Here is a 14,219-nt window from a genome sequence, read left to right as displayed (position 1 = left end):
TATGCTATCCAAAATGATGGGCTAAATAAGCTCTAAGCTTAGGCACAATAAACTCTGGTTTTAGCTCCTCAAACAGTTCAAACGTTTTCTCTTTCAGTTCAGGGTCAGGAGTATTCACATATAATGCCGTCTTAAAATCAAAAAGATGCACGGCGACGTGATTTAAGCCATCTTCAAAAGTAGACCACTCCTGTTTCTTGATCCAGGGAGAAAAAATCGTAAACGAAGGCTTGTTTAACGCCTTAGCAATATGGATTGCACCGCCTTCATTGCCGATAATCGCATCACATTCATTCATTATGGCAATAAACGTTCTCAAGTCATAATCAGATAACTCAAAGAATATCTTTTCTTTAGCGTTCTCATTACATAGTTCATACACTTTTTGTGCTTCACGTTTTTGGTGAGGCATAAAATTAAATAAAATATTCACATCCACCTGGCTTACGATTAGATTTACAAGCGTCGCCATATATTCAAGGGGATAGGTTTTTAAGGGGCAGCTTCCAATAATATTCAGCATGATACTTTTTTTAGCAGGTATTTGATGCTTTTTAAATAGAAAAGCTGCTTTGCGTTTTTCATCATCAGCAAGATAGATCTGCGGATGGCGATCCGCTACCACATCGTTTAAAAAAGGTTTAATTAAAAGAAGTTTTAAGTCAATCGCCAGCCCAGGTTGGTTGCTTTCTACTGTTTCCCTGGAAAAATTATCTGTATAGAGGAAACTTCTATATTTTTTCTTATAGGAAATACGCCGCTTTGCTGCACAAAGCCAAACAATAAGCCAGCTTTCCAACTTGGTATACGCATCAATCACTACGTCATACTGCTCGCGTCTGATTTTCAAAACAAGTTTTATAAAGGCCCGTAAACTTGTTCTATGTTTTGGATCAAAAGTAACAACTCGATTAATATTAGGATTACCCTCTAATATAGGTAGCGCCTGTTGATACACTAAATAATGAACTTGTGCGTGCGGCATTACTCTTTTTAAATTATTAGCAAGAACGGTGGAGATCACAATATCACCAATCTTTTTATGCTGCATTACCAATATTTTCATTCTTTCTCTCATATAAACTTAAATTAATAATGAAGTAAGAACCTTCAATGTTCAGAGTTTCCACCGGCGATGAACCCACCACCATTGCTCGGGATGCTCGAGGATTAATTGCTCCAATTTTTGGTTATAGCGTAGGGTATTATTGTAGATTGCTTGCTCTTCATCTGGATGAGGTTCCCATGATAAGGCCGGATGAAACTCAAGCACATGTTTCCCAGAAGGTTGGCGATAGCATGAAACTGGAACCACCGGAACTTGATATTTGTTTGCAAAAAAAGCGAGGCTTCGATAAGTCCCAGCCTGAGTACCGAAAAAATTGACCGCAATCCCTTCTTTATTTTTAAGTTCCGCATGTTGATCCAGGGCAAACAAAATGAACTCTTTATTTTTTAATGCCTTGACCATTTTTGTTGGGGCGCCTGATTTATCAATTCGGTTTACATCATAACGCTCAGCAAAAGCGAATATAAATCGTTCAATCCATCGTATACTCATACGCCTTCTAATGACATTAGAACAGCCGCGCAAGGGTTTTAGCTGGGGATATGCTATATAAAAAGACAACTCCCAGTTCCCTAAATGGCTCATGAGAAGAAAACATCCCCGCTCTTGCTTTTTTGCTTCCCAAAGATATTCTTCTCCTTTGATTTCCACCATATTATCCAGCCGGCTTTTTTTATACCAATCCAAAAAAATCAACTCTTTTAATGAAGAAGCAACATGCGAATAAAACGATTTAGCCAATCTTTTTTTTTGTTTTGTGGAAAGCGTCTCTTTAAAAACTCGGTTAATATTTTCCAAGACGATTTGCCTGCGGATAGGTAATAAATGATAAAAAAGAAATCCAGAAATACTAACCCGAAATTTAGTCCTCAACTGCTCCATCTCCTACTACATTACCATCGCTTATAAGACCAAAGCCATTGTTCAGGGTATGCGAGCAGCATTTCCTCCAGCCTTTTATTATATTTTTCCGTATTTTTCAGATAGGTTTGCTTCTTGTCTGGTGACGCATCCCTGGGAATTTCAGGATGAAATTCGATGACGTGCTGCTTTTTGTTTAATCGATAAAAACTAACCGACAAAACAGGACAATCCAGACGATGCGCAAGATGAGCCAAACTCCCATAAGTTTTACTGGACAGACCTAGGAAACTAGCTCTTATAGTGGATTTACTCTGGCAAGGTGGCCGCAAATCAAAAGGAAAAAAAACTACATTTTTAGCTCTTAAAGCGTTGCGGGTTTCAGCAAGGGCATTATGTTTTTTAATTATTTTAAATCCTGCTTTTTCAAAACGCCCCCAAAAAATGGAGTTTAAAAAATTTAATCGCAATGGTTTACGAACACAATAAAAATGATGGGCTCCCTTTTCAACTTGATTCAGAGAAAAAAGAGGAGCAAATTCCCAATTACCAAAATGTCCGGTTAAAATAAGCACCCCTTTTTCTTTGTTCAGTGCATTGTATAGATGTTCGACCCCAACAATTTTAACCCGCTTCGCTAAATATTTTTTTGTCAGAAAATTCATTAAAAAAAGTTCTTTAATGCAAAGAAACATATGGGAGTAATAAGCAACAGTGATGCGTTTTTTCTCGTTTGAAGAAAGGAGGCTATGAAACACCTGTTCAATATTTTTTTGAGCCATGCTGTACTTTGAAGGCATTAGGAAGTAAACGACCCATCCCATCCAATGTACCGGAAGCAAATTAAAATTGCGTTTCAACTCGAGCATATAACATCCTAAATCTGTAGATTGAAACAAGCAGAAAATGTGCTCACGCAGTCTACCTGCGGCGGTTTAGAAAGTAAAATAGTATTTGGCTTTTAAATACCAGTTAAGTAATATCGGCGAATTACAAATCTACATATTAATCATTATGGATACACTCAAAGCGCCTACACGGATTGCCCTAGTTGCCGGAGAAGCTTCCGGAGACTTACTGGGTGCAGGATTAATACGGGAACTAAAAAAATATCTGCCCCATGTTGAATGGATGGGTATTGGTGGCCCTGAGATGACACGCGAAGGCTTTCACTCCATGATCAATATGCAGCGCCTTTCTGTGATGGGTATTAGCGATGCCCTACTTCACTATCCCAAATTATTTAGAATCAGAAAAATGCTTTATAAAGAATGGCGAAACAATCCACCTGATGTGTTTATTGGGATTGATTATCCTTATTTTAACTTATCACTGGAATTGCGTTTAAAGAAATTGGGGATTAAAACCGTTCACCTGGTCAGTCCGAAAATTTGGGCCTGGCGACAAAAACGAGTTTTTTACATCAAGGAAGCGGTTGATTTGATTCTTACTTTATTTCCTTTTGAAGAAGCTTTATATAAGAAATTCAATGTTCCAGTTCGCTATATAGGTCATCCTCTAGCGGATCAGATCGACCTAGACATTGATGCAGAACCCATTAGAAAACAATTTGGATTTACAGCACACGATCAAGTAATCAGTATCTTGCCAGGGAGTAGAGCCAGTGAAATAAAATATATGGGACCCTTGTTTCTTGATGTTATGCATGAGCTCACCACGCAGATGCCTGAACTTCAGTTTATTGTGCCCACAGCCAATGCCCATTTAAAAGCTCTTTTTTTACAACAGGTGCAGGATAAGGGATACAATTTAAAACTTAAGATATTGGACGGACAATCGCGTGAGGCCATACTGGCTTCAGATTTTGCTTTGGTCAAATCAGGAACAGCGACATTAGAAGCCATGTTATTAAAGCGTCCGATGGTTGTCGCTTTTAAATGGAGCGCCTTGAACCACGCCATTATCGCCCCCCAAGTTAAAATACCCTTTATCTCATTACCTAACATTTTAGCGAACCAGGAATTAATTCCTGAGTTTATCCAATCTGCAGCATTGGCCAAACCGATTGCACAAAAAGTATTAGAGTTGTTTCATACGGCAAAGACTGAGGAACTAAAACAGCAGTTTACGTCCATCCATCATTGCTTAAGGCAAAAAGCAAATGAAAAAGCAGCCTTAGCTATTTATCAGCTTCTGGAGTCTTCCCCTTCTTAATCCATTTTTTTAAAAAATAGGTTTGCCGGTGCCAGTCACGGTCATGAAGAGCAGGATATCCACCCACACGGGCACCTGGCTCGACGTTCTGAGTTGCAGTAGAGCCGACTAAAATCGTTGCCCCATCCCCTATGGTAAGATGACCACTTATACCTACTTTTCCGGCTAAAGTGACATACTCACCTAATTTACTGCTGCCCGCAATCCCAACTTGCCCACAAAGAATAGAGCCTTTTCCTATTTTTACATTATGGCCAATTTGTACCAGGTTATCCAAGCGGCACCAATCCCCAATTTCAGTGTTTTCCATAGAACCTCTATCAATGCACGTATTGGCACCAATTTCGACATTGTTTCCGATAACCACTCCGCCCGCCTGAGGTATTTTATAATATCCTTGCTTATCACCAGCAAAACCAAACCCATCTTGGCCAATGCAAGCCCCTGGATAAATCAATACTTTATTGCCCATCACGGTATGACTAATACTGACGTTATTTTCAATGCAACAATCATCTCCAATGACTACTCCATCACCAATAAAGGTATTGACGCCAATTTTACAGCGAGCACCGATGCGAACATCCTCACCTATATAAGCACCATGAGCAATATAACACTCTGGGCCAAGGGTAGCACTTGCAGCAATAAAAGCAGAAGGAGCAATAAAACTCTTAATGGGATCAGTTGGGTAAAAAAGCTGGGCAATAAGTGCATAAGCTTTATAGGGATTTTGATGAATCAATAAATGCATCTGTGCAGGTGCATGATGTACATAATTTGGTGAAATAATGCATGCCCCGGCACGAGAGGATTTTAACGCGCTTATATATTTTTTCTCATGCAACATGGAAAGATGGTTCTCTTGAGCACTCGAAAGGGGAGCTACATCTGAAACAGTATATGTTGCTCCATCATGTTGATGAAGTGATGCACCAGAGGACTCAGCTAGATAAGCCAAGCTAAAAGGACCTTTGGGAGTAGAAAAACGAAACGGCGTCATTTACATACCTTTAATTAATGAATCTTAACGATACAATCCACGCGTTGAACCTTTAAGAAATTGCACGATGTGATGGATGTCAATATTATCCGCAAACTCAGATTGTACTTGTATGATTGCTTCTGCAATACCCAATCCTTTATTAAATAAAGTCTTATACGCACGCTTGATACAACTTTTTGCTTCAGATGAATATCCTCTTCGGCGTAGGCGTTCTACATTAATGCCATATAATTTTGCAGGATTTCCGGAAACCAAAGCATAAGGGCAAACATCTTTAGTAATTAAACTCAGGGCTCCTATCATGGACATACGGCCCAACTTGATAAATTGATGCAAACCACAAAGCGCACCAACAGTGACCCAATCTTCGATGACTACATGCCCACCGATGGCGACTGCATTTGAAATGATATTATGATCGCCAATGAGCACATCATGGCCCACATGAGCTGAAGTCATCAGCACATTATTATTGCCAATACACGTCTTGCCCCCCCCTCCTCTGGTTCCACGATTTATCGTGACGTATTCTCGAATAATGTTATCATTTCCAATGAGTACTTTGCTGATCTCTCCATTAAACTTGAGATCCTGAGGAATGCCCCCGATAATTGCCCCTGCGCCTATCTGATTACGCTCCCCAATTTCTGTCCATCCCTCTATGGTTACGTGAGAAGCAATTGACGTTCCTTGAGCAATCCTTACATTTTCACCAATTATAGAGTAAGGACCAATTGTGACATTAGAACCGATTTTAGCCCCAGGAGCAATCAATGCAGTTGGATGAATATGATTTAGGGTAGGAATAACAGGACTTGCTAAATGATCTAATTGACTCACTAGCATTTTTACCTCCACAACTTAAATCTCAAAACGACAGTCCTTTTTCAAAGGCGCATTAAGTATCCAACCCTAATGCACCCCTTAAAGTCTTTATCAATCTAAACACGCTTTTGGATATCAGATTTTTAGATTAACACGTGTAGCTTAATTTAATGAACACATCACGAACAGCAAATCGTTGCGCGAAATAGACATTATTTTTAGTAATGCTGCTACGTATTGAATCGGCATTAACCTGCGACCAATATTGTTCAGTATTAATACCTCCTTGAACACCAAAACTGCTGCCATTACTGAAAGGAATCTGTGCAGCAACTGCTAAATTCGAACCTACTACAATAGAAGTCCAAAGCGTTGTTGGTGTAGATTGATCGTAACCATAATGACCATTGTTTTGGGTAACTGGAATATTAGGAATAGCTCTTAACGTATTTAAATCCTCATCCCAGCTAGAACTATATGAACCACCTAAAACAGCCGCAGATACATCACCAACGATACTAATGTAACGATTTAGACTCCAAGTTGCACCCATACCAATTTGGGGACCAATTCCGAAATATTTTGCAGCGTAATCAATTTCGTCCTCTAATGGCACTAGAACTGTAGTAGGTGGAAATACATCCACATCGTATAATGCCCATGATCCAGCATACTCAGCAGAAAATCCTTTTTTAAACTCAGTAGCCTTTATTCCATAAAAACGTGAGAATCGAACATGATTTAAAAATGAATTTTGGAAATAATGATGGGTGAGCAACTCAACCGTTTGAAAATCATAATGCGAACTAACGGATGCGCTCGCATCGATCATTTGCTGCCCATTAAACGATATATTAGTTACAGGATTATTGACAATAAAATTTGTTTCATTTTGCACGATTTGACTTAATCGATTAGACAATACGCCATTGGGGCCAGTATTATCGATGTCACTAAAACCCTTACTTTTTAAATTGGTATACGTCAAGGTGATATCATTGTCTGGGTTAAATTTATAACCTACACCCACTAAGAAACCCCAACGTGAATCAAGGCTTATTTGGTGTCCTTCAATGTCACCATTCGCAGAAAAAGTATCGGCAAATAAGGTTTTATTAATTCCTTCATCACTTAAAGAGCCATAGATTGGAGCTCCAGTAACGAAAAAGCCATTAGTGAGATCTTGAGCACCACCCATAGTACCAGAAAAAACCAAGGTGCTGTTTGCAAGAAATAAGCTGAAAAGAAATTTCCTTTTTTGTTTTAATATGATCACGTTCACTCCATTTAACAGATTACAAAAGAATTGAATCAGAAATTCTCTGATTGCTATAGGTTAACAGAAACTTATTGGATGTCTACAGGTTTACATTAACTAGTATGAATAAACCTCTAGTCTCAATTATTATTTGGAAGAGAACAACAAAAAGGAGGCTCATTGGAGGTTTTTTTGTCTCGTTACTTCCTTGATATTTAAATCAAAATTAAATAAGCTGATGTATCGATTCCTTTAAAGGAAAACAAGATCGCAATGATCCATTTTAAAAAAATAATACTCTTTTTTTTCTCTTTCTTTTTAAGTATCAACACCTACAGCCAATCACTCACAAACCAACAGACAATCTTAGTGAGCTATACGGATCTTGGCACATTGTCTAAAGAAGCAGCACAGACAATATTAAAAAAAATGCCTCCACTTGATGGACTTGAAGCCAGTTACGATGTGACACTTTATAAAATCAACTATAAAACTCCCGCCCCTGATGGACATATGACGGTTGCATCAGGCCTAATGGCTGTACCATCAGTAGCAGCTGACGTGGGCATTGTGAGCTATCAACATGGAACTCGATTCAATCATGAAGATGCTCCCTCCAGAATGAAGGAAAGCGATTCGATTTATCCTGCCTTGTTTGCCAGTCATGGGGGTTATCTGACTGTCCTGCCGGATTACCTGGGTTTCGGCGATAATGAGTTAATGCTGCATCCTTACGTTCAATATGAAACGCTTGCCAGCAGCAGCGTCAACATGCTTTTAGCGGCCAAAGAACTTGCCAAAATAATAAATATTAAAGTGAATGAGCAGCTTTATGTTGGTGGTTACTCCGAAGGTGGGTTCTCCTCTTTAGTCCTATTTGAATTACTGACCAAACAGTATCCAAACATACCCGTTACTGCAGTTGCGTTAGGTTCTGCTCCTTATGATTGGGATGAAACTATGAAATTCATTATGCTGGATCCTGGTCCAAGAGCAACTGCCTATTTAGCTTATTTTTTCTTTTCCCTGCAAACCTATAAAAATTATTGGACTGATTTAAATCAGATATTTGTTAGTCCGTATAATGCTATAGTTCCAGAATTATTTGATGGGCTCCATTCCTCTAAAGAAATACTTGATGCACTCCCTCAAAATCCGGCATTAATTTTTCAACAGGAATTTTTCAATGCCATCTTAGAGCATACGGATGGCAATTCCGAAAACCTCAAGAATTATTTCAATCATTATGATTTTTCCCCCACTGCACCTTTGCTGCTCGTTGGCACGAAAGGAGATAAAGACGTTCCTTATCATGGAGCAGAACTTGCCTATGACCAATTTACAAAATACAGCAGCGCTGTTTATATTCAATCGGTCAGTGATACACTCGACCATCGGGATGCAGCACCCTACGTTTTTTATGAAATGCTTCAATTTTTTAAACAATTCCATCCTACATAAACTCCCTTCCTCCCTTGGGGAGAAGGTGCCCATAGCGGATGAGGGAGCTAACCCAGAGCCTCTCTCAAATCGCTGTTAATTTCTTCCAGCCATAACGCCCCCATCAACATTCATAATCTCTCCGGTTATCCAGCTTGCTTTATCGGAAAGAAGAAATTCAATCGCATGAGCAACATCTGGGGTTTGTCCCACTCTGCCCAAAGGATGAAATCCATTAAAGTTTTGTAGCGATATTTCAATCTTATCTTCGTCAATAAACGATTTGTAGATAGGGGTTACAACCACTGCAGGTGCTACCGCATTTACTCTGATATTAAATTCTGCAAGTTCCATTGCTAAATGTTGAGTTAGCGAGTGCAACCCCGCTTTTTGCATTGAGTAAGCTGATGAAGGCGTAGCCTTGACTGCTTGTTTGGCCCACATCGAACCAATATTAACTATCGCCCCGCCCCCATTCTGTTTCATTTTTTCAGCAACGGCCTGGGTGATAAAGAAGAATGCCTTATTGAGATCGACCTGCAGATCGTAATCTTCTTCTGTATGCTCTAAAAAGGGTACCGGTTTGAAATAGCCAGCCGCGTTCACAAGATACTTTATTACGCGTGTTTCATTTTTTATGTTCACAATCAATTGTGACACCTGGGTTTTATCATAAAGACTAACCACTAAACTCGCTACATTTCCCCCTATACTCTTGATTTCATCAACAGCATGCTTGAGTTTTCGCTCATTCGTTCCCGTGATAAGTAAATCCAAACCATTTGTTGCCAGTCTTTTTGCTGTTTCTAATCCCATACCACTGGAACCACCTATAATTATCGCTAAATTTTGATTTGACATGTTATCCCCGTTTTTTATAAATATTTGTTCCATGGAGTATGGGCACTGTATAATCTTAAAAAAAGCAGGTACTTAGTGGTACGGTAGGTACTTTTTGGTATAACTTATTGAATTATTTGAAGAAAAAATTTGGAACAAAAGAAACCTCTAAAAACAATGACGATGGTTGAGACGATTTATGGTTGCAAATGGTCACTTACCGTCTATTCTCTTTTGCAAAAGGGAGTGAATCGCCCCGGCGAAATGGTACGCCGTGTCGAAGGCCTCACAACCAAAGTTCTAAATCAATGCCTTAGAAAAAACCTGGAATTCGGTATTCTTGGGAAGAACATTTTTCACGAAATTCCTCCCAGAGTAGAGTATTTTGTTACTCCATTTGGAAAACAATTTTTAAAGATTCTTGATCAAATCGAAGCACTGAACAGTACGATCGAATCATAATTAAAAAAGAATGGTTTAATTCACCAGACAAGAAACCGGACCGTTATCAAGTTGCAATTCATTTCCACCAAAATCCGTCATAAATTGCCCGATGTATTTTTGACTTTGTCTGTTTAATTGCGCTGAAATAAAAACTCTTGGCCGATCTTTCTCATCCTGATCCATGGCAACGAGCAGAAAATTACCTGTACGCATACTGAATCGGGTCACCTCAACTGGATAATCAAAATCAATTTTAGGCATATCACCTATTTTGTCAGGTAGATTAAAGGAGATAGAATCTTTTATTCCTTGCAGATGACAAACAACAGATTTTTGCCCCGCATAGGTTGCCTCAATTCCAACCAAAGTCAGTAGTAATGAGAAAATCAGACGTTTCATGGGAATAAACTCCGATCATATTTTGAAGAGCCTTGAAAATAAATAATAGCTGAATAGGCAAACATACACCAGTTCCTTTCTCTTTGAGTCTCACTTTGAACATGCTGTGTTTCAAGAAACATTCTTAGTCCTAAGTTGGAAGTGCTCCTGTTGATTCCAGAACACTCAAAAGGTGCTGTAATTTTATGAGCGATATTCTGCTGAGTTGCTGAAAATAATCCCGACGCTTTTGGTGCAGCAAGTTTCGTGAATTTGCGCTGTTGCTTTTCTTGGCCCTCCCCCTTATCCTCTTTTTCTTTTTCAGAGTTGGGTGATTTTAGGTGTAGACTCCTTTCTTGAGCTTCATGTAGGGCAGCAAAGCGAATGAGCGGAAATTTGTAGTGAATACCATTAAGAGCACAACACAACGCATCGAGCCAATCCCACTAAGAATAGCTCAGGGTTTCGCCCGCTTCTTCTATAACCGACTCAGTATCAGTTAAAATATGACAAAAACCGCGCGTGATACAATGATACAGCGTATCTAAAAATTTCATGAAGGGATTGCTGTGCCTTTGCCCACTGGCTTCCTCCAGAGTGTACTCTTTTGCATTAGAAAAAGCCTTACTTAATTGGTTTTTTGATTCTTGCAGAAAGTGGTGCGCTGCTTTAACCAACTTCGTTCTACTGAAACTAAATTGCCCCTCCAGTATATAGGATTGTTGATCAAATAGTTCTTCTTGTTCTGACTCTTCCGAAGGAAATAAAGAGACCATCTGCAGTTTAGACATTTCTTTTTTTTCTTGCTCACAATGAGCCTTATGCTTCATACTGAGTTGAGGATGCTCGGTAACCATGCCCTGAACTTTAGCTTGTAATTCTTCCAATTGCTCTATTTCTAAGTCCTTTCCTCTGACTTGAACCAATAAATTATTTATCTTGCCTGCCATTTTTTTACTGATTTGGGATGGCTTACACACTAGATAATATCGGATATATGTAGTTTCTAATTGATCTTTTATTAATCGCAACCGACTTATCTTCGCCCGAAGATTTTCTTCGGTATCAAAAAAACCTGGACTTTTTTGTCTTTTTTGTAGTGACTCCATTTTATCATCAATTAACTCAAGAGCTTCCTCCAGAGCCTTCATACGATTCACTAAAATTCGTTTAAAATATAGGGGATCTTCTGCAAGTTCTTGTTGTTTTTGAATGATGCGGGTTACCAGCTCAATTAACTGTTCTTCCATTTGATGTTTTTGAGCTAATTTTTTATCAATTACATTTCCCCAGCTATTTTGAAATTTTTCTTTGTCGAGCCGATATCTTTTCAGCTGTTCAAGCATTTTTTCATTAACTGGGAAATAAAAAGGTGGATCAAAAAAATCTTCTGAAATGGGTGATTTCAGCATTTTTTTAATCAAAGCGGGGGTGATTTCAGCATGATGTGTTAAGACATCTCCAACGCTATTTACTTCAAAAGCTCCAAGCCCCCCCATATATCCGTCCTTAAGGATAGCGAGGATATCATTTAGATTTTCATAAAATTGGCTTATTTTCATTACTCTTGGCTCAAAACGGGCATTCACTTATTATAACATAATGAGCTTTTTATGGGCAATCAAGACAGTAATTGAACTTCACCCTAACTATTAATTCTATTCTATCGAGCTAGAGGACATGTCCTCCATCCACTGCAAAAACTTTACCTGTAATCCAATTTGCTTTTTCTGAAGCAAGAAATAAGACCATGTTTGCAATATCATTTGGCGTTCCCGGCCTCTGTAAAGGAATATTGCTCACATAATATTGCCATAATTCTGGGTTGCTGGTCGCTGTATCTTCATTCATTCCTGCTTCAATCACGCCTGGTGCAATAGTATTCACTCGTATGCCGTGTTTCGCCAAATCCAAGGCCGCATGTTTCGTCCATTTATTCAGCGCAGCCTTCGAAGATCCATAACCAATCCCTTTGTTCATCGTCATAATGCCGCTGATTGAAGAAATATTTAAAATACATCCCTTATTCACGTTTTCCACCATGTTCTTAGCACATAATTGCGCTAAATAAAGCGGGGAGATCGTATTCACCTGAAAAACTTGCTGCATTTTTTCCGGAGATAATTCAAATAAGGTTTCGCGACACAACATCCCGGCATTATTCACTAAAATATCGACACCCCCTAAATGCTCAATTGCCTGCGCAGCAAAAGCTGCAACATCCTCCATTTTGGCAAAATCAGCATAAAATGCGTTTGCATTTCGCCCTAGTGCCTCAATGGCTTGAACCGTTTCCGCAGCCCCCTGTGCATCACTGCGATAACTGATGACCACATCGGCTCCTTGCTCTGCAAAAGCTATCGCTATTCTTTGGCCTATACTGCGATTCGCACCGGTAACAATGACTTTTTTCTCTTTAAAATCCATGTAATTCCTTATTTGTTGGTAACCCAGAGGCAGCGGAGCGAAAAGGGGGTGAATGGTACTTCGAAAAATCCCATGGTTCGTTACGCCAGCGTTACTCTTTTTATTGGGCTTTGTATCCTCAATAATCGATAGCAGATAATTTTAAGTCAAATTATCATGAAATGCAGGCAATAAATGAAAAACTCGTACTCATTGAATCGAAAAAATTAAACACCTTGACACCGATGCCTGCGCACTGTAGAAATTAAAGCACTAAAGGATTTAGAGGGAGAAGATTATGGGAGGAGAATTAGAGCTCTGTCAGAAAGAAATGAATACAGCGATTCAGCCTGTTTTCGCACGCCTTGAGCACTACCGGAATGCCATGTTTGAAATAAGGAAATTGTTAAAGGAATATTTTTTTAATACATGGCGAACACAAAAACTCACAGAAGTTGCCAAGAACGAGGAAGTAGTTTTTAGCTTCAACTTGGTTCAAGAGGCTATGGAAAGATGTCTCGTCGAAGAAGAGACTTTAGTAAAAACCGCGCAAATAATTAGTGATAATACAAAAAACCCAAGTCTTGTCGCCGCTCTTGATGCTCATGTTCTAAAATGTGGCTTGCCCATTGAATTGCGTGAAACAGATGGAGTATATCTCTTTAAATCGGCTAAACCCTATACGCCTTCGGCGCAAGCTTTTATGTGCCAGTTTGCTTATTCCTTGAGCGCATATCGGGTGTGTTTAGGAATTTGTGAAACCTATTATGCGCTTTATCGTCATGAAGGGATACAAACAGAGTATTTGTCCAATTACATGCAATCAGCGACTTTGTTACAACAGCAAATCGAAGGAAGTGTCAATTTAATTTCCTTACATCAACAAGTAAGAGCAATAGAAAAAGAAATTATCAGCGCGTTGCGGTCTGAAAAAGTACGTGAAGGAATAAATCAGTTTAAAATGGATATCGATTCGCTTACAAGCAAATTGGTCGAATTATTAGAATCCGGAATAGTTCATCTACAAAATTGTTATCTGGAGTTTCCTAACAATCCCATCTTATGGATGCTCCATGATCGGAGTTGGCATACCTTACTCAAGACCCTTTCTGGATTATTGTATGCCGATCATTACACTTACTCTACTTTATATGGCTCACTGACCATTAAAAAAGAATTTATTGAGCTTATCAAAGCAGAAATAGACCATTTTGGCGCCGTCACATCAGCCAAAACTCCTGTGCTTAAAGTTGAATTATTAAGAAAAGCAGCAAAGCTTATTACTGAAATAAAAATTGATATCTTGGCAAAACTTGCTGAGCAGGGAATCGAATTGGTTAAAGCCCCCCAAATAGGCGTGTTTTCAAAAGATCCATCACCCGATCTTTACGCTCTTTTATTGACTTCCTGGAAAAAAAGTCTTTCTGTAAAAGAACAGGATGATGAAGAGAAAACGGTCGATCTCCCTTTGGGTATCCGTTCGTAAAATAAAATGCGTGATTTGCATCATTTTTTAA

General features: G+C 39.0%; 14 protein-coding genes. 4 read left to right on the top strand and 10 right to left on the bottom strand.

What is annotated here, in order from left to right:
• Positions 1-4: 4 nt before the first annotated feature.
• From OQJ26_RS00530 to OQJ26_RS00520, 3 genes are read right to left on the bottom strand one after another with little or no spacing between them, the layout of a single operon-like run.
• Positions 5-1,066: a glycosyltransferase family 9 protein gene (locus OQJ26_RS00530; protein ID WP_265701955.1), complete on the bottom strand. Its 1,062-nt coding sequence runs from the start codon at positions 1,064-1,066 to the stop codon at positions 5-7.
• 51 nt (positions 1,067-1,117) lie between these two features.
• Positions 1,118-1,951, bottom strand: a complete 834-nt coding sequence (locus OQJ26_RS00525; protein WP_265701954.1) for a lysophospholipid acyltransferase family protein — start codon at positions 1,949-1,951, stop codon at positions 1,118-1,120.
• Between the two features lie 11 nt (positions 1,952-1,962).
• Positions 1,963-2,799: a lysophospholipid acyltransferase family protein gene (locus tag OQJ26_RS00520; RefSeq protein WP_265701953.1), complete on the bottom strand. Its 837-nt coding sequence runs from the start codon at positions 2,797-2,799 to the stop codon at positions 1,963-1,965.
• A gap of 145 nt (positions 2,800-2,944) precedes the next feature.
• Between OQJ26_RS00520 and lpxB the strand changes: the two genes are divergently transcribed.
• Positions 2,945-4,105 (top strand): lipid-A-disaccharide synthase, encoded by a 1,161-nt coding sequence (gene lpxB / locus OQJ26_RS00515; RefSeq protein WP_265702214.1) that lies wholly within the window; start codon positions 2,945-2,947, stop codon positions 4,103-4,105.
• Here the strand turns inward: lpxB and lpxD are convergent.
• The 3 genes from lpxD to OQJ26_RS00500 all read right to left on the bottom strand — a co-directional run bounded on the left by lpxD (position 4,071) and on the right by OQJ26_RS00500 (position 7,212).
• Complete coding sequence (gene lpxD, locus OQJ26_RS00510) at positions 4,071-5,108, bottom strand: UDP-3-O-(3-hydroxymyristoyl)glucosamine N-acyltransferase (RefSeq protein ID WP_265701952.1); 1,038 nt, start codon at positions 5,106-5,108, stop codon at positions 4,071-4,073. The two genes, lpxB and lpxD, sit on opposite strands and share 35 nt — an antisense overlap.
• Before the next feature lie 24 nt (positions 5,109-5,132).
• The gene (gene lpxA, locus OQJ26_RS00505; protein WP_265701951.1) at positions 5,133-5,957 is read right to left on the bottom strand and encodes an acyl-ACP--UDP-N-acetylglucosamine O-acyltransferase; all 825 of its coding nucleotides are present in this window, start codon (positions 5,955-5,957) and stop codon (positions 5,133-5,135) included.
• Between the two features lie 127 nt (positions 5,958-6,084).
• Positions 6,085-7,212, bottom strand: coding sequence for an Lpg1974 family pore-forming outer membrane protein (locus OQJ26_RS00500; protein WP_265701950.1), 1,128 nt, complete (start codon positions 7,210-7,212; stop codon positions 6,085-6,087).
• Positions 7,213-7,467: 255 nt separating this feature from the next.
• Here OQJ26_RS00500 and OQJ26_RS00495 point away from each other — a divergent pair, with 255 nt between their 5' ends.
• On the top strand, positions 7,468-8,655 hold the full coding sequence (locus OQJ26_RS00495) for an alpha/beta hydrolase family protein (protein WP_265701949.1): 1,188 nt from the start codon (positions 7,468-7,470) through the stop codon (positions 8,653-8,655).
• A 75-nt stretch (positions 8,656-8,730) separates the two neighbouring features.
• Here OQJ26_RS00495 and OQJ26_RS00490 read toward each other — a convergent pair whose 3' ends face one another.
• A complete protein-coding gene (locus OQJ26_RS00490; RefSeq protein ID WP_265701948.1) occupies positions 8,731-9,495 on the bottom strand; it encodes an SDR family NAD(P)-dependent oxidoreductase in 765 nt (254 codons plus the stop codon).
• A gap of 156 nt (positions 9,496-9,651) precedes the next feature.
• Between OQJ26_RS00490 and OQJ26_RS00485 the strand changes: the two genes are divergently transcribed.
• Positions 9,652-9,936 (top strand): winged helix-turn-helix transcriptional regulator, encoded by a 285-nt coding sequence (locus tag OQJ26_RS00485; protein ID WP_416209933.1) that lies wholly within the window; start codon positions 9,652-9,654, stop codon positions 9,934-9,936.
• Between the two features lie 15 nt (positions 9,937-9,951).
• On the opposite strand, the gene OQJ26_RS00480 is transcribed toward OQJ26_RS00485, so the two are convergent.
• The 3 genes from OQJ26_RS00480 to OQJ26_RS00470 all read right to left on the bottom strand — a co-directional run bounded on the left by OQJ26_RS00480 (position 9,952) and on the right by OQJ26_RS00470 (position 12,723).
• Positions 9,952-10,317 carry a hypothetical protein gene (locus tag OQJ26_RS00480; RefSeq protein WP_265701946.1) on the bottom strand — a complete coding sequence of 122 codons (366 nt, stop codon included), beginning with the start codon at positions 10,315-10,317 and terminating at the stop codon, positions 9,952-9,954.
• A 425-nt stretch (positions 10,318-10,742) separates the two neighbouring features.
• Complete coding sequence (locus tag OQJ26_RS00475; protein WP_265701945.1) at positions 10,743-11,858, bottom strand: mitotic spindle assembly checkpoint protein MAD1; 1,116 nt, start codon at positions 11,856-11,858, stop codon at positions 10,743-10,745.
• 109 nt (positions 11,859-11,967) lie between these two features.
• Positions 11,968-12,723, bottom strand: a complete 756-nt coding sequence (locus OQJ26_RS00470; RefSeq protein ID WP_265701944.1) for an SDR family NAD(P)-dependent oxidoreductase — start codon at positions 12,721-12,723, stop codon at positions 11,968-11,970.
• 277 nt (positions 12,724-13,000) lie between these two features.
• On the opposite strand from OQJ26_RS00470, the gene OQJ26_RS00465 reads away from it, so the two are divergent.
• Complete coding sequence (locus OQJ26_RS00465) at positions 13,001-14,188, top strand: hypothetical protein (protein WP_265701943.1); 1,188 nt, start codon at positions 13,001-13,003, stop codon at positions 14,186-14,188.
• The last annotated feature ends 31 nt before the right edge of the window (positions 14,189-14,219 follow it).

It is taken from the genome of Legionella sheltonii (assembly GCF_026191355.1).
In the GTDB taxonomy this organism is placed as follows: Bacteria; Pseudomonadota; Gammaproteobacteria; order Legionellales; family Legionellaceae; genus Legionella; species Legionella sheltonii.
This window is presented reverse-complemented; position numbering and strand designations above follow the sequence as displayed.